At 73.7% G+C, this 20,815-nt stretch carries 16 protein-coding genes and 1 riboswitch; of the genes, 4 read left to right on the top strand and 12 right to left on the bottom strand.

Annotated features, from left to right (window positions below):
• Positions 1-10: 10 nt before the first annotated feature.
• The 10 genes from cobI to ACZ4IF_RS26080 all read right to left on the bottom strand — a co-directional run bounded on the left by cobI (position 11) and on the right by ACZ4IF_RS26080 (position 13,946).
• Positions 11-760: a precorrin-2 C(20)-methyltransferase gene (gene cobI, locus ACZ4IF_RS26125; protein WP_095933443.1), complete on the bottom strand. Its 750-nt coding sequence runs from the start codon at positions 758-760 to the stop codon at positions 11-13.
• Positions 757-2,196 carry a cobyrinate a,c-diamide synthase gene (locus ACZ4IF_RS26120; protein WP_467566858.1) on the bottom strand — a complete coding sequence of 480 codons (1,440 nt, stop codon included), beginning with the start codon at positions 2,194-2,196 and terminating at the stop codon, positions 757-759. The genes cobI and ACZ4IF_RS26120 overlap by 4 nt, the downstream gene beginning before the upstream one ends.
• The gene (cobO, locus tag ACZ4IF_RS26115) at positions 2,196-2,795 is read right to left on the bottom strand and encodes a cob(I)yrinic acid a,c-diamide adenosyltransferase (protein WP_095933441.1); all 600 of its coding nucleotides are present in this window, start codon (positions 2,793-2,795) and stop codon (positions 2,196-2,198) included. Before cobO ends, ACZ4IF_RS26120 begins: the two co-directional genes overlap by 1 nt.
• Positions 2,795-4,849: a putative cobaltochelatase gene (locus tag ACZ4IF_RS26110; protein WP_467566854.1), complete on the bottom strand. Its 2,055-nt coding sequence runs from the start codon at positions 4,847-4,849 to the stop codon at positions 2,795-2,797. The genes cobO and ACZ4IF_RS26110 overlap by 1 nt, the downstream gene beginning before the upstream one ends.
• Complete coding sequence (gene cobN, locus ACZ4IF_RS26105) at positions 4,846-8,499, bottom strand: cobaltochelatase subunit CobN (RefSeq protein WP_467566851.1); 3,654 nt, start codon at positions 8,497-8,499, stop codon at positions 4,846-4,848. The genes ACZ4IF_RS26110 and cobN overlap by 4 nt, the downstream gene beginning before the upstream one ends.
• Positions 8,496-10,004, bottom strand: coding sequence for a cobyric acid synthase (locus tag ACZ4IF_RS26100; RefSeq protein ID WP_467566848.1), 1,509 nt, complete (start codon positions 10,002-10,004; stop codon positions 8,496-8,498). Before ACZ4IF_RS26100 ends, cobN begins: the two co-directional genes overlap by 4 nt.
• 49 nt (positions 10,005-10,053) lie before the next feature.
• Positions 10,054-11,016: a cobalamin biosynthesis protein gene (locus ACZ4IF_RS26095; protein ID WP_467566846.1), complete on the bottom strand. Its 963-nt coding sequence runs from the start codon at positions 11,014-11,016 to the stop codon at positions 10,054-10,056.
• Positions 11,017-11,126: 110 nt separating this feature from the next.
• Positions 11,127-11,267: riboswitch (cobalamin riboswitch) on the bottom strand.
• Between the two features lie 264 nt (positions 11,268-11,531).
• Complete coding sequence (locus ACZ4IF_RS26090) at positions 11,532-11,753, bottom strand: hypothetical protein (protein WP_095933436.1); 222 nt, start codon at positions 11,751-11,753, stop codon at positions 11,532-11,534.
• A gap of 12 nt (positions 11,754-11,765) precedes the next feature.
• Positions 11,766-13,019: an inorganic phosphate transporter gene (locus ACZ4IF_RS26085; protein WP_467566843.1), complete on the bottom strand. Its 1,254-nt coding sequence runs from the start codon at positions 13,017-13,019 to the stop codon at positions 11,766-11,768.
• A 177-nt stretch (positions 13,020-13,196) separates the two neighbouring features.
• The gene (locus tag ACZ4IF_RS26080; RefSeq protein WP_359500747.1) at positions 13,197-13,946 is read right to left on the bottom strand and encodes a lysozyme; all 750 of its coding nucleotides are present in this window, start codon (positions 13,944-13,946) and stop codon (positions 13,197-13,199) included.
• A gap of 196 nt (positions 13,947-14,142) precedes the next feature.
• On the opposite strand from ACZ4IF_RS26080, the gene ACZ4IF_RS26075 reads away from it, so the two are divergent.
• The 3 genes from ACZ4IF_RS26075 to ACZ4IF_RS26065 all read left to right on the top strand — a co-directional run bounded on the left by ACZ4IF_RS26075 (position 14,143) and on the right by ACZ4IF_RS26065 (position 17,956).
• Positions 14,143-14,865 (top strand): class II aldolase/adducin family protein, encoded by a 723-nt coding sequence (locus tag ACZ4IF_RS26075; protein WP_467566839.1) that lies wholly within the window; start codon positions 14,143-14,145, stop codon positions 14,863-14,865.
• 361 nt (positions 14,866-15,226) lie between these two features.
• Positions 15,227-16,351 carry an alpha/beta hydrolase gene (locus ACZ4IF_RS26070; protein WP_467566836.1) on the top strand — a complete coding sequence of 375 codons (1,125 nt, stop codon included), beginning with the start codon at positions 15,227-15,229 and terminating at the stop codon, positions 16,349-16,351.
• Positions 16,352-16,552: 201 nt separating this feature from the next.
• Positions 16,553-17,956: a hypothetical protein gene (locus ACZ4IF_RS26065; RefSeq protein ID WP_467566833.1), complete on the top strand. Its 1,404-nt coding sequence runs from the start codon at positions 16,553-16,555 to the stop codon at positions 17,954-17,956.
• A gap of 31 nt (positions 17,957-17,987) precedes the next feature.
• On the opposite strand, the gene ACZ4IF_RS26060 is transcribed toward ACZ4IF_RS26065, so the two are convergent.
• A complete protein-coding gene (locus ACZ4IF_RS26060) occupies positions 17,988-18,401 on the bottom strand; it encodes a VOC family protein (protein WP_095933540.1) in 414 nt (137 codons plus the stop codon).
• Positions 18,402-18,588: 187 nt separating this feature from the next.
• A complete protein-coding gene (ypfJ, locus tag ACZ4IF_RS26055; protein ID WP_359500755.1) occupies positions 18,589-19,479 on the bottom strand; it encodes a KPN_02809 family neutral zinc metallopeptidase in 891 nt (296 codons plus the stop codon).
• A gap of 433 nt (positions 19,480-19,912) precedes the next feature.
• Here ypfJ and ACZ4IF_RS26050 point away from each other — a divergent pair, with 433 nt between their 5' ends.
• Complete coding sequence (locus ACZ4IF_RS26050) at positions 19,913-20,737, top strand: PQQ-binding-like beta-propeller repeat protein (RefSeq protein ID WP_467566828.1); 825 nt, start codon at positions 19,913-19,915, stop codon at positions 20,735-20,737.
• Positions 20,738-20,815 lie beyond the last annotated feature (78 nt).

Here is a 20,815-nt window from a genome sequence, read left to right as displayed (position 1 = left end):
CCCGGGCGGTTCACAGTTTTCCGCCTCGGGTGCCGTCACGTCGCGCGGGCGCGATGAGCGTCGACAGGTAGGGGAGGGCGGCACCGTCCAGTTCGGCCGCGGAGCGGATGGACTCGCCCTCCAGGCCGAGCGCGGAACCCCACACGGCGTCGTCGATCCGGCCGGTCTCCCGCAACGCCTCGGCCACCTCCCGCGCCTGCCGCCCGAACTTGTACGCGACCACGGTGCCCGGTCCGCCGAGGGCGTCCTTCAGCACGGTGGCCCCCGCGGTCACCGGGACCAGCACCAGGGGCTCGGTCCCCTCGGTCAGTACCGCGCCCGACCGTGCGGCGAGGTCCTGCATGGCGGTGATCCCGGGCACGGTCTCGATCACCGTCCCCGGGACGAGCTCGCCGATCGTCTGAGCGAGATAGGTGAACGTCGAATACACGTTGGGGTCGCCGATGGTCGCGAACGCCACCGTGGCGTGCCGGGTGAGGAGTTCGGCGACCCGCCCGCCGGCGGCGTCCCAGGCGGCCTCGCGGCGTGCCCGGTCGGTCCGCTCGTTGAGCGCGAACACGACCCGTACGACCTTCTCCTCGGGCACGTAGTGCAGCACGGTCGCCTCCGCACGCCCGGGCTCGCCGCCGTCCTGTCCGTCCGGCGCGGCCATGACGGGTACGACGACGACCTCGGCGGCGCGCAGGGCGTTGACACCCTTGACGGTCACCAGCTCGGGGTCACCGGGGCCGACCCCGACTCCGATCAGCTTGCTGCTCATGACGTCAGGCACCTCTCCACGAACCGACGGGCGACACCGGGCTCGGACGCCCAGTGCGTGTGCAGATAACTCGCGTGCACACCTTGTTGTACGAAACCTTCGAGCCGCCGCTCAGGGGCGCGCACACCCCAGGCGGGAGCCGCCCCGGCGCCGGGGTCGACGACGGTCCGGTGGAACTCGTGCCCGCGCATCCGTGTTCCGGCCGCGGCGAGCACACTGTCGGACACGGCGACGGCATCGCGGTAGCCCAGCGTCAGCCGTTCCGTCATGCGTGCCGTGGCGTCGAGCACCCCGCACATGGGCCGCCCGTCGAGCTCACGGCACAGGTACAGCAGTCCGGCGCACTCGGCGGCGACGGGAGCACCGCTCAGCGCCAGCTCCGCCACGGCCTTGCGCAGCGGCTCGTTGGCGGACAGCTCGGCCGCGTACACCTCGGGGAAACCACCGCCGACGACCAGTCCCGCGGTGCCGTCCGGCAGTTGCTCGTCGTGCAGCGGGTCGAAGGTGACGACCTCGGCACCGGCGGCGGCCAGCAGCTCACCGTGCTCGGCGTAGGAGAAGGTGAACGCGGCGCCGCCCGCGACGGCGATCCTCGGCCGCGGCCCGTCCGCCGCCCGGGGGCGGGAGCGTCCGGGCGGCCCCGAGGGGCCCGCGGGCCCGGTCTCCGCAGACGGGCCGGGCCGGGGCTGAAGGAGAGGACCGGCCACGGCGTGGGCCGGATCCCACGCGGCACCCGGCAGTGCCCCGGCGCCTCGCGCCAGCGCGGCCAGGGCCTCCAGGTCGCACCCCTCGGCCACCTGCGCGGCCATGGCCGCCACGGCCTCGACGGCGGCGGCCCGCCGCTCGGCGACGGGCACCAGCCCGAGGTGCCGCGACGGCGTGTCCACCTGCGGAGCGCGGCGCAGCACGCCGAGCACGGGCACGCCCGCCGAGTCCAGCGCGTCGCGCAGCAACGCCTCGTGCCGGTCGGAGCCGACCTTGTTCAGCACGACCCCGGCGACCCGGACCTCGGGGTCCCAGGAGGCGAAACCGTGCACCAGCGCGGCCACCGACCGCGACTGCGACGAGGCGTCGACGACGAGTACGACCGGCGCCCGGAGCAGCTTCGCGACCTGCGCGGTGGACGCCAGCTCGCCCTCCCCGGCGGCCCCGTCGTACAGACCCATCACGCCCTCGACGACCGCCAGGTCGCAGCCGCGCGCACCGTGCGCGAACAACGGCGCGACGAGTTCCGGCCCGCACAGGTACGCGTCGAGATTCCGTCCCACGCGCCCGGTGGCGAGCGCGTGATACCCGGGATCGATGTAGTCCGGCCCCACCTTGTGCGGGGACACGGCGAGCCCCCGCGCGGCGAACGCCGCCATCAGCCCCGTGGCAACGGTGGTCTTGCCGCTGCCCGAGGAGGGCGCGGCGACGACCAGCCGGGGGACGGACATCACCACTCGATGCCCCTCTGGCCCTTCTGACCGGCGTCCATGGGGTGCTTCACCTTGGACATGTCGGTCACCAGGTCCGCGAGGTCCACGAGCTTCTCCGGCGCGTTCCGCCCGGTGATCACCACGTGCTGGGTCCCCGGCCGGTTCCGGAGCACGTCGACGACCTCGTCGGTGTCGACCCAGCCCCAGTGCATCGGATACGCGAACTCGTCGAGCACGTACAGCCGGTACGTCTCGGCGGCCAGGTCCCGCTTGACCTGCTCCCAGCCCTCCCGGGCCTTCTCCTCGTTGTCCAGCTGCTCGTCGCGCTGGACCCACGACCAGCCCTCGCCCATCTTGTGCCAGTCGACGGTCCCGCCCTCGCCGGAGGCGCCGAGCACCTTGAGCGCGTTCTCCTCGCCGACCTTCCACTTCGCCGACTTGACGAACTGGAACACCCCGATGGGCCACCCCTGGTTCCAGGCGCGCAGCGCGAGCCCGAACGCGGCCGTGGACTTGCCCTTGCCGACGCCCGTGTGCACCACGACCAGCGGACGGTTGCGCCGCTGACGCGTCGTCAGACCGTCGTCCGGCACCACGCTCGGCTGTCCCTGCGGCATTACGCGGCCCTCCTGTCGCCCTGAACTTCCCTGACCAGCCCGGCGATCGAGTCCGCCCGCAGCTCGTCCAGCGTCACCGCCGTACCGGCCAGCTCGCCCGCGAGCCGCCCGGCGAGACCCAGCCGTACCGGCCCCGTCTCGCAGTCGACGACCACGGACGCGATCCCGTCGGCCGCGAACAGCCGCGCCGCGCGCCCCGCGAGCGCGACCGGCTCCGTCCCGCCCGTCGCCCGGCCACCACCCCGGCCCGGGGCGCTTCGCGCCGCCCCTCCGTCCGTGGCCCGCCCGTCCGTCACCAGGACGACCAGCGGCCGTCGTGCCGCGTCCCGCAGCCGCTCGACCCGCAGCACCTCGTGGGCCCTGAGCAGCCCCGCGGCGAGCGGCGTGCGCCCGCCGGTGGGCAGCGACTCCAGCCGCGCCGCCGCCGCGTCCACCGACGACGTGGGCGGCAGCGCCACCTCGGCGGCCGACCCGCGGAAGGTCACCAGCCCCACCTTGTCCCGCCGCTGGTACGCGTCGAGGAGCAGCGACAGCACGGCACCCTTCACCGCGCCCATCCGCTGCCGGGCCGCCATCGAACCGGAGGCGTCCACCACGAAGAGGACGAGGTTCCCCTCGCGGCCCTCCCGCGTCGCCTGCCGCAGATCGTCGCGCCGGACGACCAGACCGGGCCCGGACCGCCCGCGCGCCCGCTGGTGCGGCGCCGCCGCCCGTACGGTCGCCGCCAGGTGCAGCTTGGTCAGGGCACCCCGGGGCCGCCGCGACCCGGTCGTGCGGCCGTGCTCGGTCCGCGCGCGCGAACGCCGCCCGGCCGCGCCCTCCCCGAGCCCGGGAACGCTCAGCATCTTCGTGCGGAACGGCTCCGCGGCCCGCACCGGCGACTGCTCGCCCGCACCGGAGGCCTGCGGCTCCCCGCCCTCCCCGGACTCGGGACGGGCGGCCGTGTCGCCACCGGCCGGACCCTCGTCCGGCGCCGGCCGCCCTCCGCCACCGGGTCCGTCCGGCCCGGGGTCCGGATCGTCGTCGCCCTGGTCCGTGTCCTGACCGCCGAACTCCTCCAGCGTCTCGTCGAGCTTGTCCTCGTCCAGCCCGGGCGCGTCGAAGGGGTTGCGGCGCCGCCGGTGCGGCAGCGCCAGCAGCGCCGCCTGGCGCACGTCCTCGGCGAGCACCTCGGTGCGCCCCGCCCACGCGGCGAGCGCGGTCGCGGTCCGCGCCATGACGATGTCGGCCCGCATGCCGTCCACCTCGAAGGCCGCGCAGGTTGCCGCGATCTGCCGCAGCGCCCCGTCGCCGAGCCGCACCGACGGCAGCAGGGCGCGCGCGGCCACGATCCGGGCCCGGACCGCGTCCTCCTCGTCGGCCCAGCGCGCGGCGAAGGCCTCCGGGTCGTCGTCGTGGGCGAGCCTGCGCCGGACGACCTCGACGCGCTGGTCGGGCTCCCGGGACGCCGCGACCTCGACGGTCAGCCCGAACCGGTCGAGCAACTGCGGCCGCAGCTCGCCCTCTTCCGGGTTCATCGTCCCGACCAGCAGGAAACGGGCGGCGTGCCGCACCGAGACGCCCTCGCGCTCCACGTACGAGGCGCCCATCGCCGCCGCGTCCAGCAGCAGGTCGACGAGATGGTCGTGGAGGAGATTGACCTCGTCGACGTACAGGATGCCGCGGTGCGCGTCGGCCAGCAGGCCCGGCTCGAAGGCCTTCACGCCCTCGGCGAGCGCCCGCTCGATGTCGAGCGCCCCCACCAGCCGGTCCTCGGAGGCGCCGACCGGCAGCTCCACCATGCGGGCCGGACGCGACTCGGACGCCCCCGGCCCGTGGGGCCCGTCCGGGCAGGCCGGGTCGGGGGCCGCCGGGTCGCAGGAGAACCGGCATCCGGAGACGACGTCCACCACCGGCATCAGGGCCGAAAGGGCGCGCACGGCCGTGGACTTGGCGGTGCCCTTCTCGCCGCGCACCAGCACGCCGCCCACCGCGGGCGACACGGCGTTCAGCAGCAGCGCGAGCCGCAGGTCGTCCTGGCCGACGACGGCCGTGAACGGGAACGGGGTACTCACTTCTCGTCGCCCTCCAAGTCGCCTTCGAGCTCCAGATAGGTGGCGCGCAGCTCTTCGATCGTGTCGGCGTCCGGCTCGGCCCACAGCCCGCGGTCGGCGGCCTCCAGGAGCCGTTCGGTGATGCCGCGCAGCGCCCACGGGTTGGACTTCTTCATGAAGTCCCGGTTCTCGGCGTCGAAGACGTACTCCGCGCTGAGCTTCTCGTACATCCAGTCGTCCACGACCCCGGCGGTGGCGTCGTAGCCGAAGAGGTAGTCGACCGTCGCCGCCATCTCGAAGGCGCCCTTGTAGCCGTGGCGGCGCATCGCCGCCATCCAGCGCGGGTTGACCACCCGGGCGCGGAAGACGCGGTGGGTCTCCTCGCCGAGCGTACGGGTCTTCACCTGGTCAGGGACGGCCGAGTCGCCGACGTACGCCTCGGGGGAGGCCCCCGTCAGGTGCCGCACCATGGCGACCATGCCGCCGTGGTACTGGAAGTAGTCGTCGGCGTCCACGAGGTCGTGCTCGCGGGTGTCGACGTTCTTCGCGGCCACCGCGATCCGCCGGAACGCGGTCTCCATGTCCCCGCGCGCCGCCCGCCCGTCGAGCCCGCGCCCGTACGCGTAACCGCCCCACACCGCGTACACCTCGGCGAGGTCGGCGTCGGAGCGCCAGTTGCGGGCGTCGATCAGCGGCAGCAGACCGGCGCCGTACGCGCCCGGCTTGGAGCCGAAGACCCGGGCGGTCGCCCGCCGCCGGTCTCCGTGCTCGGCGGTGTCCTCGTCCGCGTGCGCCTTCACGAAGTTCCGCTCGGCGGACTCGTCCAGCTCGGCCACCGCCCGCACCGCGTCGTCGATCAGCCCGACGACGTGCGGGAACGCGTCCCGGAAGAAGCCGGAGATACGGACCGTCACGTCGATGCGCGGCCGGCCGAGCTCCTCCAGGGGCACGATCTCGAAGCCGGTGACCCGGCGTGAGGCGTCGTCCCAGACCGGACGGCAGCCCAGCAGCGCGAGGATCTCCGCGATGTCGTCGCCCTGGGTGCGCATCGCCGAGGTGCCCCACACGGTGAGCCCGACGGAGGTCGGGTACGCGCCCGTGTCCTGGAGGTAGCGCTGCACCAGGGAGTCCGCGAGGGACTGCCCGACCTCCCAGCTCAGCCTGGACGGGATCGCCTTGGGGTCGACGGAGTAGAAGTTCCGGCCCGTCGGAAGGACGTTGACCAGCCCGCGCGTCGGCGAACCCGAGGGCCCCGCCGGCACGTAACCCCCGTCCAGCGCCTTGAGGATGTGTCCGATCTCGTCCGTCGTCCTGGCGAGCCGTGGCACCACCTCACGGCAGGCGAACTCCAGCACGGCCACCGCGTCCGGCAGTTCGGTGCCGACGACCTCCCGGACGAGGCCCGGGCCCTCGGCGACCGCCCAGCCGCGCTCCTCCATGCCCTCCGCGATCCGCCGGCACAGCTGCTCCAGCAGGTCGATCGCGTCCGCGCCGGTCCGGGAGGGCCCGGCGACCAGATCGGTCAGCCCGTCCGGCACCTTGACCGGCGCGCCCGGCTCGGCGAGCAACTCCTTCTCGACCAGGCCGAAGTGCGCGGCCAGGCAGGCCCGCAGACCCGGCAGGGCGTTCGCCGTGCCGCCCCACACCTGCGAGGCGCGCAGCACGGCCAGCACCAGGTTCACGCGCGGCTCGGCCTCGGGACCGCCACCGAGGACGTGCAGGCCGTCCCGGATCTGCACGTCCTTGATCTCGCACAGATAGCCGTCGATGTGCATGACGAACTCGTCGAAGTCGTCGTCGCCCGGCTGCTCGTCGACGTGCAGGTCGTGGTGCAGCTCGGCCGCCTTGACCAGCGTCCAGATCTGCGCGCGCACCGTCGGGGCCTTCGTCGGGTCCAGGTCGGAGACGAGCGCGTACTCGTCGAGCAGCTGCTCCAGCTTGGCCAGGTCGCCGTAGGTGTCCGCGCGCGCCATCGGCGGCACGAGGTGGTCGACGACGGTGGCGTGCCCGCGGCGCTTGGCCTGGGTGCCCTCGCCGGGGTCGTTGACGATGAACGGGTAGATCAACGGCAGCTCGCCGAGCACGGCGTCCGGCGCGCAACCCCCGCTGAGGCCGAGGCCCTTGCCCGGCAGCCACTCCATCGTGCCGTGCTTGCCCATGTGGACGATCGCGTCGGCGCCGAAGCTGTTCTCCAGCCACCGGTAGGCCGCCATGTAGTGGTGGGAGGGCGGCATGTCGGGGTCGTGGTAGATCGCGATCGGGTTCTCGCCGAAGCCGCGCGGCGGCTGGATCATCACGACGACGTTCCCGAACTGCAGGGAGGCGAGCACGATCTCGTCCCCGTCGACGTACAGGCTGCCCGGCGGCTCGCCCCACGCCTCCAGCATGGCGTCCCGCAGCTCCGGGTCGAGCTCGTCGAACCAGGCCCGGTAGTCGGCGAGCGGCACCCGCGCGGGAGCGGCGGCCAGCTGGTCCTCGGTGAGCCACTCGACGTCGTGACCGCCCGCCTCGATCAGCCGGTGGATCAACTCGTCGCCGTTGTCGGGGTATTCGGTCAGCGAGTACCCCGCGCCCCGCAGTGCGTCCAGGACCCGCACCGCCGAGGCGGGCGTGTCCAGGCCGACCGCGTTGCCGACCCGCGAGTGCTTGGTCGGGTAGGCGGTGAAGACCAGCGCGAGCTTCTTCTCCCCGTTCGGCTTGTGCCTGAGCCGGGCGTGCCGCACCGCGATCCCGGCGACCCGCGCCGCCCGCTCGGGATCGGCGACGTACACCGGGACGTCGTCCGGGCCCTGCTCCTTGAAGGAGAACGGCACCGTGATCAGCCGCCCGTCGAACTCCGGGATGGCGACCTGCATCGCCGCGTCCATGGGGGACAGGGCGGCGTCCGAGGCGTCCCAGGCGCTCCGCGAGGAGGTCAGGCACAGCCCCTGGAGGACGGGCACGTCCAGGTCGGCGAGCGCGCCGATGTCCCACGCCTCCTCGTCGCCGCCCGCGGACGCCGGGGAGGCGTGCGTGCCGCCCGCCGCGAGCACGGTGGCGACCAGCGCGTCGGCCCTGCCGAGGATCTCGTACAGGCCCGGGTCCGCGCCGCGCAGCGAACCGCAGAACACCGGCAGCGCGTTGGCGCCCCGCGCCTCGATCGCGTCGCACAGCGTGTCCACGAACGCGGTGTTGCCGGACAGCTCGTGGGCCCGGTAGAACAGCACGCCGACCGTGGGACGGCCCTCGGCGGCCACGCGCTCGCCGTGCACACCGAACTCGGCCGTCCGGTGCGGCTCCTCGAAGCCCTCCCCGGTGAGCAGCACGGTGTCGGAGAGGAACCGCGCCAGTTCGGTGAGGTTGGCCGGGCCGCCCTCCACCAAGTAGCGCAGCGCCTCCGCGACCACACCGGCGGGCACCGACGACTCGGCCATCAACTCGGCGTCGGGCACGGACTCGCCGCCGAGCAGGACGGTCGGCACACCCGACGCCCGCAGCACGGCCAGGCCCTCCTCCCAGGCGCGCTTTCCGCCCAGCAGCCGTACGACGGCGACGTCCGCGCCGTCGAGAAGAGCGGGCAGCTCCGTCACGACGTCCACCCGGGTCGGATTGCCGATCCGGTACGGGGCGCCGGAGGCACGGGCCGCCAGCAGATCCGTGTCGGCGGTCGACAACAACAACACTGTGCTCATGCGGGCGCTCCCGGTGGAATGAAAGGCAGTCCTTGCGGCGCGCCCGACTCGATGAGCCGCAACAGCGCTTCCGTGTCCGCGTGTTCGTCGATCAGATCGCCGAGCCGGTCCAGCTGCTCCTCGCGCAGCGCCGCGAACGACGTGTCGGCGGCCAGCACGAAGCGGCGGCCCGCGGCGGCGGCTACCTCGCGCAGGAAGGCCCGCCGGAATCCGTCCGACTCCAGCGAACCGTGCCAGTGGGTGCCCCACACGGAGCCGACGCGGCATCCGTCCAAGAAGGGTTCCCCGCCGGTGACATCGGCGACACCGTGGTGGATCTCGTACCCCTCGACCCGTTCGCCCAGGGCCTCGCCGACCGGTCTGGTCAGCGTCTTCTCGTGCGCGAACCGCACCCGCACCGGGAGCAGTCCGAGCCCGTCGACGTGGCCTGCGCGGCTCTCCACGTCGTCCTCGATGTGCTCGCCGAGCAGCTGGAAGCCGCCGCAGATGCCGAGCGTGGGCCGCCCCTCGGCGGCCCGGCGCAGCAGCGCGTCGGCGAGGCCGCGCTCGCGCAGCCACTCCAGCGCCTTCACGGTTCCCCGCGTCCCGGGCACGACGACCAGGTCGGCGTCGGCGAGTTCCTCGGCCCGGTCCACGAACCGCACGACCACGCCGGGTTCGGCGGCCAGCGCGTCGACGTCCGTGAAGTTCGACATCAGCGGCACCGCGCAGACGGAGACCCGCAGGACGTCCTCGCCGACCGGGGCGGTGACCTCCGACTCGCGGACCGCCCCGCGCAGCGACACCCGCAGCCCGTCCTCCTCGTCGATGCCGAGGCCGTGCCGGAACGGCAGCACGCCGTAGGAGGGCCGCCCGGTGAGGTCCTTCAGCATGTCGAGACCGGGTTCCAGCAGCGACACGTCGCCGCGGAACTTGTTGACGAGGAACCCGGCGACGAGCGCCTGGTCCTCGCGCGACAGCAGCGCGACGGTCCCGAAGAACGAGGCGAACACACCGCCGCGGTCGATGTCGCCGACGACGAGCACGGGCAGCCCCGCGTTGCGGGCGATGCCCATGTTCACGATGTCGGTGCGCCGCAGATTGATCTCGGCAGGGCTGCCGGCCCCCTCACAGATCACCGCGTCATACGTGCCCCGCAACTCGGCCAGACAGTCCAGGACCGTGCCGAGGAGCGCCTGTTGGCGGCCCCCGTGGTAGCCGCGCGCGCTCATCTCGCCCACGGGCTTGCCCATGAGCACGACCTGACTGCTCCGGTCGCTGCCCGGCTTGAGCAGCACGGGGTTCATCAGCGCGGTCGGCTCCACGCGCGCGGCCTGCGCCTGCATGGCCTGCGCGCGCCCGATCTCGGCACCCTCACGGGTGACGAAGGAGTTGAGGGACATGTTCTGCGCCTTGAACGGCGCGACCTTGACGCCCCGTCGCACCAGCCACCGGCAGATCCCGGCGGTGACGACGCTCTTGCCGGCGTCGGAGGTCGTCCCGGCGATCAGCAGTCCGCCGCTCATGACACTGCTCCTTCGCGCGCTCCGGCATCCATGGCGTACCCCTCCCCGGTCATGCCCCGGCCCCTCTCCGCCGAGCGGCGGCGCGCCCGACGAGCGTCCGCCCGACGGCGCACGCGCCCAGCGCCAGCCAGCCCACGCGGCGCGACAGCCGTACGGCCCGTTCGATGTCGGCGACGGCCACCGCACGGCCGTCGCCGTTGAGGACGGGCCGGTGCTCGACCCGGCCCGCGTACGAGAGCGTCCCGCCGAGCCGCACCCCGAGCGCCCCCGCGAACGAGGCCTCCACCGGACCGGCGTTGGGACTCGGATGCTTGTGGGCATCCGTGCGCCAGGCGCGGGCGGCGCTGCGCGGGGCGCCACCGGCGACGGTCGCGAGCACGGCGGTCAGCCGCGCCCCCGGCCAGCCGGCGACGTCGTCGAGCCGCGCCGAAGCCCAGCCGTACCGGCGGTACTTGGGCGACTTGTGTCCGACCATCGCGTCGAGCGTGTTCACGGCGCGGAAGGCGACCAGACCGGGCGCACCGCCGACGGCACCCCACACCAGGGCTCCCACCACGGCGTCGGAGGTGTTCTCGGCCACGGACTCGACGACGGCCCGCGCGATCCCGTCGGCGTCCAGCGCCTGGGGGTCGCGCCCGCACAGGTGCGGCAGCCGTTCCCGGGCCACCTCCACGTCGCCGGTGGCGAGCGCCGAGCCGATCGCCCGTGCCTCACGGCCGAGTGTGGTGCCGCCGACGACGGCCCAGGTGGCGGCGGCGGTCAGCGCGACGGAGGCGGCGGGGGAGGGCCGGACGGCACGGTGGGCGAGGGCGGCGAGGGCGGTGGCACCGCCCACGCACACGGCGGCGTGCAGCGCACCCCGTCCGCGGTCGTCCCGCCACAACACCCGTTCCACGGCGCCCGCGGCCCGCCCGAACACGGCGACCGGATGCCCCCGGCGAGGATCGCCGAGCAGCAGGTCGCCGAGAAGGCCGGCGGCGGCGCCGTACGCGAAGACGCGATCGGCACGCATCGGTTCAGCCGGCCGTCAGGTCGGTCTCAACCGTCGTTCGCGTCCTGCGCAGAGCACTTGGGCAGCCGTGCATGGCGACATGTCCTCACTCAGGGTGTCCACGCCCTGGTTCGACGAGACCGGCGGTGAGAGTTCCTGGCTCCCGGGACATCTCTTCCCCGGTGACAGTGGCGGGACCGCGCCGGACTTGCACCGGCTTCCTCTCTTGCCGCCGTACTTGGCTCCGGCAGTCCACCACGGGGCGAGAACAGCCGTCAACTTGCTGTTGACCTGCGAGGAGAGAGTGTGCTGAGCCCCACACCGCCACCACGCCCGGCTGCCCGCCAAGACCGAATTGCGCCGTTCTCCGGGGCCGTTGCACAGGCCCGCGGACCGCCCTCCGACGACCCGGAACGCATCCCGCCGCGCGCGTCCGCCTGTCGTCCCCTCGCGCCGGAGGGCCCCGGCACGACGAAGGGCGGGTACGGGACTACGTGTCCCGTACCCGCCCTTCGTGCGGCAGAGCGTCGCCCGTGTCAGGAGACGATGATGAAGATCCCGTACGCCACGGCCGCCGCGCAGGCCGCGAAGCAGGCGTACGCGCCGGTGACCGCGAGGGCCGCCGAGTCGCCCCGGGCGGACGCCGACTCACGCTTGGAGAGGCCGACGATGCCGAGGGTGAAGAGGCCGACGAGTGCCACGGTGGCCCCGAGGCTGACTCCGAAGACGGAGCCGAGAGCTGCCCAGTCGATGTTCATGCTGTTCGTTCCTTACACCGTGGCCGGGCGGGTGGGTTCGGCGGAGGGGCCGGGGTCCGGCACCGGGATGGTGGCCTTGAGCTCGGTGTCGGCCGCGGTGACCGGGCCGGCCGGCGGCACGGCGACGGCGGCCATCGCCGTGGTGACGACGCCGGCGGGCTCGGCGTCGACGTCGTTCACGTTGTCGACGGTGACCGGCTGGCGGCGCGACAGCGTCCAGATGACGCCGGCGCCGGCGACCAGCAGCACGCCCGTGAGGACGATGCCCCAGGTGCCCTGCTTGGTCAGGAACTCGGCGGAGGCACCGGCCAGACCCGCGGCCGGCAGGGTCAGACCCCAGGCCACGAACATGCGGGTCGCGGTCGACCAGCGGACCACACCGCCCTTGCGGCCGAGGCCCGAGCCCATCACGGCGCCGGAGCAGACCTGGGTGGTGGAGAGGGAGAAGCCGATGTGCGAGGAGGCCAGGATGGCCGTCGCGGCGCTGGTCTGGGCGGCGAAGCCCTGCGGCGGCGCGAGATCGGTGAGGCCCTTGCCCATCGTGCGGATGATGCGCCAGCCGCCCAGGTAGGTGCCGAGCGCGATGGCCATACCGGCCGAGACGATGACCCAGGTGGGAGGGTTCGAGCCGGGGGCGATGACGCCGCCGGTGACCAGGGCCAGGGTGATGATGCCCATCGTCTTCTGCGCGTCGTTCGTGCCGTGGGCGAGGGAGACCAGGCCGGCGGAGGCGATCTGGCCGGCGCGGTAGCCCTTGGCGGTCGCCTTCTCCTCGACGCGACCGCCGATGCGGTAGGTCAGCCGGGTGGCCAGCATGGCGGCGATTCCGGCCACGATCGGCGCGGCCACCGCGGGGATGAGCACCTTGGTGACGACGGTCGAACCGTTCACCGACGACCAGCCCGCCGACATGACGGCGGCACCGATGAGGCCGCCGAAGAGTGCGTGGGAGGAGCTGGAGGGCAGACCCAGGAGCCAGGTCAGCAGATTCCACAGGATGGCGCCGACGAGCGCCGCGAAGATCACTTCGGTGCGTATGCCCTCTTCGTTGATGATTCCGCCGGAGATCGTCTTGGCGACCTCCACCGAGAGGAACGCACCGACGAGATTCAGCACGGCGGACATGGCCACCGCCGTCTTGGGCTTGAGAGCGCCGGTCGAGATGGTCGTCGCCATCGCGTTGGCAGTGTCGTGGAAACCGTTCGTGAAATCGAACACGAGAGCGGTGACGATCACGATTCCGAGGAGGAGCGTGATGTGTTCCATTTACCCAGGCTTCTGTTGGACGTCAGTGGCATGTGGACCGTAAGCAACCTGGGTGAACGGAAGATGAACTGAGGCAGGCTGTGGGGTGTCTCAATCGGTGGGATGCCCCTCCGTTTGTGCCGGAGGGGTCCCTCGTTCCTCGAACGCAGGCGGAATATCGGGCTCCGCTACCAGTGTCTAGCCTCGGGTGAGCCTCTTGAGTCCGGTTATGGACCCATTGAAGAGATTTTGGTCACCCGGCAGGCTGCCGCTGTTGTCGTACTGCCAGAACGTCCAGTAGGACCAGCCGGCCGGCAGGGCGCCGGCGTCCGCGGAGTCGTAGCGCGCAAGCCACAGGGCGTGGTTCGCGCCGAAGGCCCGGCTGGCGCCGGTGCAGGTGTTCCACCAGTGCGTGGTCGTGTAGATCACCGGGCGGCGGCCGGTCTGCCGCTTGACCTCGTCGCTGAACGCCTTGATCCAGCTCACCATCCTGGCCTTGCTCAGGCCGTAGCACTTGCGCTTGCCGTACGGGTTGTACTCGATGTCCAGCGCGGGCGGCAGCGTCCAGCCGTCCGCGCGCCAGGCGCCGCCGTTGCGTACGAAGTACGCGGCCTGGGTGGTGCCGGAGGACTTGTCCGGCACCGCGAAGTGGTAGGCGCCGCGGAGGATGCCCGCGTTGCGCGCGCCGTTGTACTGCCGGCTGAAGTAGGGGTTGCGGTACGTGTGGGACTCCGTCGCCTTGACGTAGACGAACCGGGCGCCCTTCGCCCTGGCGCTCCGCCAGTCGACGTTCTTCTGGTGAGAGGAGACGTCGTGCCCCTTGGGCTTGCCCGCGGCGCTCGCCGGGAGCGCGGTGAGGGCGGTGCCCGCCGCGGTGAGCGCCGCCACGACGGCCGTCGCGGCCGTGGCGCGGACATGGTGATGGAGTGGTTTGTGATCACGGGCCATATTTCCCCCCGGAATGGCGACGTGTACGACAAATCCCCCAGAGGCTACTGGAAGATCGGTGATCAGAGGTCGATCACCGGCCAATCCGCCTCGGAGGGTGATCCGTGCCCATATGCGCCCTTACGGAGGCGTGGGCTCCGGCCTAAAGTGCCCTCGCCCGCGACACGGCGAGGTCGCCTGCTGGCAGGATCGCGGCATGGCTGAACAGCGGCGGGACGCACGGGACGTGCGGGAGGAAGCACAGGCCGCGGGTGCGCGGGACGCGAGGGGCGCGGGGGACGCGGTGGCGCGGGCCTGGGAGGAGCTCGTGGCGACGGCCCGTCGGACAGTGGCCGACGGGCTGGTCGTCGGAACGTCGGGCAACGTCTCGGTCCGGGTCGGCGACACCGTCCTGGTCACGCCGACGGGAGTGCCGTACGACCGTCTCGCGCCGGAGGACGTCGTCGGCGTCGGCCTCGACGGGCGGCAGGTGCTCGGTTCGCTGCTGCCGACGAGCGAGCTGCCGATGCATCTCGCGATCTACCGCGCCACGGACGCCGTCGCCGTCGTCCACACCCACGCGGCCCACGCGACGGCCGTCTCGACGCTCGTCCCCGAGCTCCCGCTGATCCACTACATGGCCGGCGCCCTCGGCGGACCGGTCCGTGTCGCCCCCTATGCGACGTACGGCACCGCGGAGTTGGCCGAGAACATGCTCCGGGCCCTCGACGGCCGCACCGCCTGCCTCCTCCAGAACCACGGCACCGTCGCCCACGGCGCGTCCCTGTCCCAGGCGTACGACCGCACGGCCCAGCTGGAGTGGATGTCCCGCGTCTGGCTCCTCGCCGCGTCGGTCCCCGGTCTCACCCCGAACCTGCTGACTCCGGCCCAGGTGACCCGGGCGGGCGAACACCTGAGGACCTACGGCCAGAAACCCTAGCCCCGACCCTCACCCTCACTCCTCCGGCCGATTCCGGACACGGGGGCCGCGCAGGCAGGGCATCCCGGGCGGGGGACGCCTTTCGCTCCGCTGTGGCGCCCTGCCGGGGCCGCCTTTCCCACCGCCGTGGCGCTCGGCCGGGACGGACTGTTCCGGCGGAGCCGAGCCCGCGCTCGGGTGGAGCCCCGCCCGCCCGGCCAGGGGAGAGATTCCCTCCCACCGACGCGGCGCCCGGCCGGGACGGGCCACTCCGGCGGTGCCGAACCCCGGCGCGCCCAGCCCCACGGAACGAACCCCCGCCCTCGGATGTGCCCCCGCGCTCCCACTGGCCGACCACGGGCTCCCCCGGGAGACTGAAGCCGTGCGCACTGTCAAAGCGACGGCCGCAGCCGTCACCGTAGCCATCGCCGCGGGCGCAGCCTCCGTGGCGGCGGGCCGGTTCGCCAGCGACGCCGCACTGAAGGCGTCACCCGGCCGGCCCCTGCCCACCGAACCCCGGCTCACCGTGCACGCCACGACGTCCGGCGGGATCACGCTCACCCGCGACCTGGCCTCACTGCGTCCGGGCACCTACGGCCTCGCCGGCAACGGCTCCCACGCGGTCGTCGGCCCGGTCCTGCGTGGCACGCCCCACCCCGCCGACACGGTCGTCCGCCGCCTGGAGCGCGTCACCCACGGCGCCCTGGAGCCCGGCGACAAGGTGTGGCTCACCCCCAACCTGCACATCGGCGACCCGAGCTCCGCCCTCGGCCTGGAGACCGCCGACGTCGACGTCCCCGGCGAACTCGGCGCACTGCCCGCCTGGTTCGTGCCCGCCGTCCGCGACACCTGGGTGATCGCCGTGCACGGCCTGGGCACCACCCGCGAGCACCCCATGAACGTCATGGAGTTCCTGAACCGCTACCACTTCCCGGTGCTGGACATCGCCTACCGCGGCGACCTCGGCGCCCCCCGCCCCCAGGACGGGCTGAGCCACCTCGGCGAGACCGAGTGGCGCGACCTCGACGCCGCCATCCGCTACGCCGTGCGGTACGGCGCCGAACAGGTCGTCCTCTACGGGTGGTCCACCGGCGCCACCATGGCCCTGCTCGCCGCCACGCGCTCAGCCCTGCGCGAGCGGATCTCCGGGCTCGTCCTGGACTCCCCGGTCCTCGACTGGAAGGCCACACTGCGCGCCCTCGCCACGGCCCGCCACACGCCGGGCGCGCTGCTGCCCCTCGCGGTGCGCGCCGCCCAGGGCCGCACGGGTCTGCGCGACGAGCGGCTCGACGGCGCGCATCCCGACCACCTCAAGGTGCCCACCCTGCTCGTGCACGGGCCGGACGACACCATCGCCCCCTGGGGACCCTCGCGCCGCTTCGCGCAGCGCCGCCCCGACCTGGTCACCCTGCACACCGTCCCGCAGGCCCCGCACGGCGCCATGTGGAACGCCGACCCGGAGACCTACGAGGAGGCGCTGCGCCGCTTCCTCACCCCCTTGATGTAGCCCGGGGCCGGCTCTTCCGCCACTTCGCGGGAACCCCTCCGGCGGGGCCGCACACCCGCTTCCGGTTCGGCGTCGGACGACTCCCGCGACGGCCCGTTCCCGCGTGTGAAGAGCCCCCGGAGCCCCGCCCCGCGAGCACCCCCGTCGCCCTCCGCGGCATTCCGTTTGGGTTTTCGGACCGTCAACCGGAAGACTGCACCCGTGACGTCCCGTAATCCGCGCGACTCCAGGCTCCGACTCGTCAGCCCACGGCCCCTGGCCGCTGCCCCCCGAGCGGTGACCCAGCGCCGCACGCGCCGCCCCGCACCGCGGCCGCCCGAGGGCACGCCCCCGCCCGCGGAGCTGGCGCGCATGGCGCGCACCCGCCTGGCCGGCGCGGCCCGTGTCGCCCGCTGGGCGGACGCCGCCCTGCGCCCGGGTCGTGACGGCGGAACCCCCGACGGCAAGGGCACCCTGTCCGAGGCCACCGCCGAACGGGCGGCGGCCGACCTCGCGCTGAGCACGGTTCAGGTCCGCGCGGACTGGGACACGGCACGCCTCGCGGGCCTCGTCGAGGTGCACGGCGACAGCGCCCGTCCGGGATGGCGGCTGCGCGCCTGGAACCGCGACGACAGCGCCGTCCTGCGCGGCTGGGTCGCCCTCTTCGACGCCTGGTCGCTCGCCCATCCGGAACCCGAGGACCGCGAACCCGCCGCCGTCGCCGAGGTCGTCTCCGCGATGCCCCAGGTGCTCTCCTTCCTCCAGCTCTCCGCCGGGCCCGTCCCGATGGAGCAACTCCTCGACCTGCTGGAGCAGCGCGTCACGGAACTGCGCACCGCGCGCTGCGAGGTCTCCTACGGCCCCCAGCCCGAGGCGGCGCCGGAGGGCCCCGAGGTCGCGGACGCGGAACTCGCCCCCCTCCTCGACTGGGCCCTGCACGCCCTGGCCTCCGTCGGTGCGCTCACCTACGGGGACGGACAGGCCACCCTCACCCCGCTCGGCAGCTGGGCGGTCTGGGTCAAGCTGGAGCAGATCTGCGTCGCCGCGCAGAGCCCCGCCGGGAACATCGAGCAGTCCGCCGAGGACATGCTCCGGGGCTGCGCCCAACTGCGCCCGAACGCGGCCCGTGCCGAGTACCGCGCCTGGCTCGCCGCCCGTCCCGTCGGCAGCGCGGTCACCGAACTCCTCGACGCCGCCCGTGGCGAGGACGCCCTCACCCGCGGCCTCGCCTTCGAAGCCCTGCGCGTCGTCGGCGCCCCCGCCGAGCCCGATGTGCGTGCCGTGGCCGGCGAGACCCCGCTGCGTCCGTACGCCCTGCTGTGGCTGGCCGAGCACGACGGCCACGACCCCGAGGACGCCCACGAGGTGCTCACCCGGGAGGAAGCGACCTGGCTGTGGGTGGACACCGCCGCCGCCGTCGCCGACCACGGCGAAGCCCCGCTCCTCGTACGGCACTTGGAGTCGGCCGTGCAGCCGACCGTGCCCGCGCTCCTCGACGCGGTCCGCGCGGTCGGACACCCGCGCACGGTGCAGGTCCTGGTCGCGCTCGCGGCCGCCCACCCGGATCCGGCGCTCGCCAAGGCCGTACGCCGGGCGGCCTTCCAGGTGCACACCGGAGGCAGCTGACGGGCGCGTCCCGCGAGCCGGTCCTGGAGCCCTACGCCCCTGTCTCGGGGGCGTAGGTGCCGAAGCTCCAGATGTTGCCCTCCAGGTCGCGGGCCATGTAGTCGCGGGAGCCGTAGTCCTGGTCGGTCGGGGGCATCACGATCTCGGCACCGTGGTCCACGGCCCGCTGGTGGTGGGCGTCGATGTCGTCCACCACCACATACACCCCGGCGGGGCCGGCGTCCTTCATCGCGGTGTCGAACGCTCCGCCGCGGCCCTTGGACCCCAGCATCACCGCGCCGTGGCCCTGGACCAGCTCGGCGTGCATCACCGTGCCGTCCTCGCCCTCGTACACCGACGCCTCGGTGAAACCGAAGGCCTCCGTGAGCTGCCTGATGGCCGCTTTCGCGTCCGCGTACAGCAGGGTCGGGTAGATGCTCGGGCGCCCGCCGTCCAAACCTGCCATGCCGATCACTTCCTCTGGTCCCGCCGCCGGATCTCGACCTGCCGCCCAGTCTTGCACCGGCCACCGACAACGCCCCGCCGATCGCGGGCCGCCACGACGGCGACCGGCGGCACGTGCGACCCGGCGGAGCCTGGAAGCCACCGGAGCACGTGATCCGACGGGGCGTACGGACCGGGGGAGCGGCGGCTCAGCGGAACGTGTTGCACTGCGCCATGTCGCCGCTGCTGAAGCCCCGGTAGAACCACTGCTGCCGCTGCTCGGAGGAGCCGTGCGTCCAGGTCTCCGGGGTCACCCGGCCCTGGAACCTCTCCTGGATCCGGTCGTCCCCGACGGCCGCCGCCGCGTCCAGGCCGTCGCGGATGTCGGCGTCCGTGAGGCTGGTCAGCAGCGCCTTGCCGGTCACCGGGTCCTTCGTGGTCGTCGCGTGGCTCGCCCACACCCCGGCGTAGCAGTCGGCCTGCAGCTCCGTCCGCACCGAGTTGCTGTTCGCGCCGGTCACGCCGTCCTGTGCCTTGGCCAGCGTGCCCATCAGGTCCTGCACGTGATGCCCGTACTCGTGCGCCACCACGTACGCCTGGGCGAACGGCCCGCCGCTGGAGCCGAACTTGTCGCGCAGTTCGTCGAAGAAGCCGAGGTCCAGGTAGACCTTCCGGTCTCCCGGGCAGTAGAAGGGCCCGACGGCGGACGTGGCCGTGCCGCACGCGGTGCCGACCCTGTCGGTGAAGAAGACCGTCGGGGAGGGCGTGTAGGTGCCACTGCGGCGCGCGAACTCCTGTGTCCAGAAGTCCTGGACGCTGTTGACCACCGCCACCATGCGGCAGTCCTCCTTGGTGTTCGCGTCGCTTCCCTTCTTGCAGGTCTGCTGGACCTGCGCGAGGGAGGAGCTGGCCGCGTCCGGCTGGCCGTCGCCCGAGGACAGGCCGAGCTGGTCGGGGCCGACCCCGAAGAACAGACCGAGGATCAGGGCTATGAGCGCGGCGACGCCGCCGCCGACGGTCGCTCTGCCGCCGGGGATTCGACTGCCGCGCACATCCTGGACCTCGGAGGTGTCCAGGTCGGCGTCGTCGTCGAACTGCATGCGCACACCATCCTCTGCCGCACGTCTCTCCGTGCCGCCATCCTCGTACGCCCCCGGACGCCCGGCCATTCGGGCGGAGGTCCGAACGGGCTACGCGCCGGCCCCCGCCCGTCGTGTCGGCGGCCTCCTGCGGACCGCGGCGTCTACGCTTTGCGCCTGTCCCGTGGGACGGCCCGTGACCGTCGGAACACCCGGGACGGTCCGTGTTCCCTGCGCGGGCCGCCGAACATGGCCGTCGGGGCGAGGGGGCAAGGTGGTCGTCGCGCGCATCGGTGTACCGGACGCGCCGCCCACGGCCCCGGACACCTCGCCCGCCCCGACCGCTCCGGCCCCTGCCGGTCCGGCAGCACCGTCAGCCTCTCCAGGTCCGGCCACGTCGAACGTCTCCGCGGGTCCGGCCCAGCCGTCCGTCCGCGCCACTCCGGCCGCCCCGGTGACCCTGGCAGCACCCACCGCCCTGGTGACCTCGGCCGCCTCCACGGGCCCGGTGACCCCGGCCCCGCCCACCGTCCCACGTACCACCCCTCCCGACCGCCGGGACGCCCGGCGCCGCAGCGCCCGCGCGTTCCTGCCCGTCGCCCTCGTGATCCTGCTGGTGGTGCCGCTTCTCGTGGCGGCCCACAAGGCACGCTCCGCGCCCTTCGGGGACCGCCTCACCGTCCACGCGCGCGTGGAGCACGGCCCGCGGCCCGCGCTGCGCGCGCGGGCGGCGACGGTCGAGGCGTACGACACGGCGACCGGGCACCCCCGCTGGACCTACGCGCGCGAGGGGCGGCGGCCGCTCGTCGTGCTCCCCGCGCGCGGGGACGCGATCGCCCTCTGGGACGACGGGCTGGTCACCGCGACCGTGCGGGACGACGGCCGTGCGGTCCGCTGGCACCGGGCGCTCCCCGGAGCCGCACCCTGGCTCGCGGGCCGCGGGGGAGCGGGCGTGCTGCGTGTCCTCGGTCCCCGTGTGCTCGCCGTGGTCACCCCGCGGCGCGTCGCCGCGTACCGCCTCGCCGACGGCGACCTGCGCTGGGTACTGCCCGCCCGCCCGGGCTGCGCCTTCGCTCCCGCGCGCGCGGTGCGCCACGACGGCGCCCTGCTCGTCGCCCAGCCGTGCGCCACCGCGGCCGACTGGACCGGCGAGATCGTCGCCGTCGACGAGCTGGGCAGGATCACCCCCGACCGCGCCCCCCTGGGCGGCGAACGGCGGGGCGAGCATCACAGTGCCGAACACCCGCACGCAGAAAAAGTGCTTGCACGGCCCCGTTAGACTTGGCCCCATGGCCATTCTCCTCGCGCAATAGACGGCGGGAACGTCCTCAGCCGCCCATCCCGCCACCCATCCGCC

This window comes from Streptomyces sp. NPDC025784 (assembly GCF_055558435.1).
The sequence above is the reverse complement of the archived record's forward strand: the minus strand, read 5'-3'. Positions and strand labels throughout refer to the sequence as shown.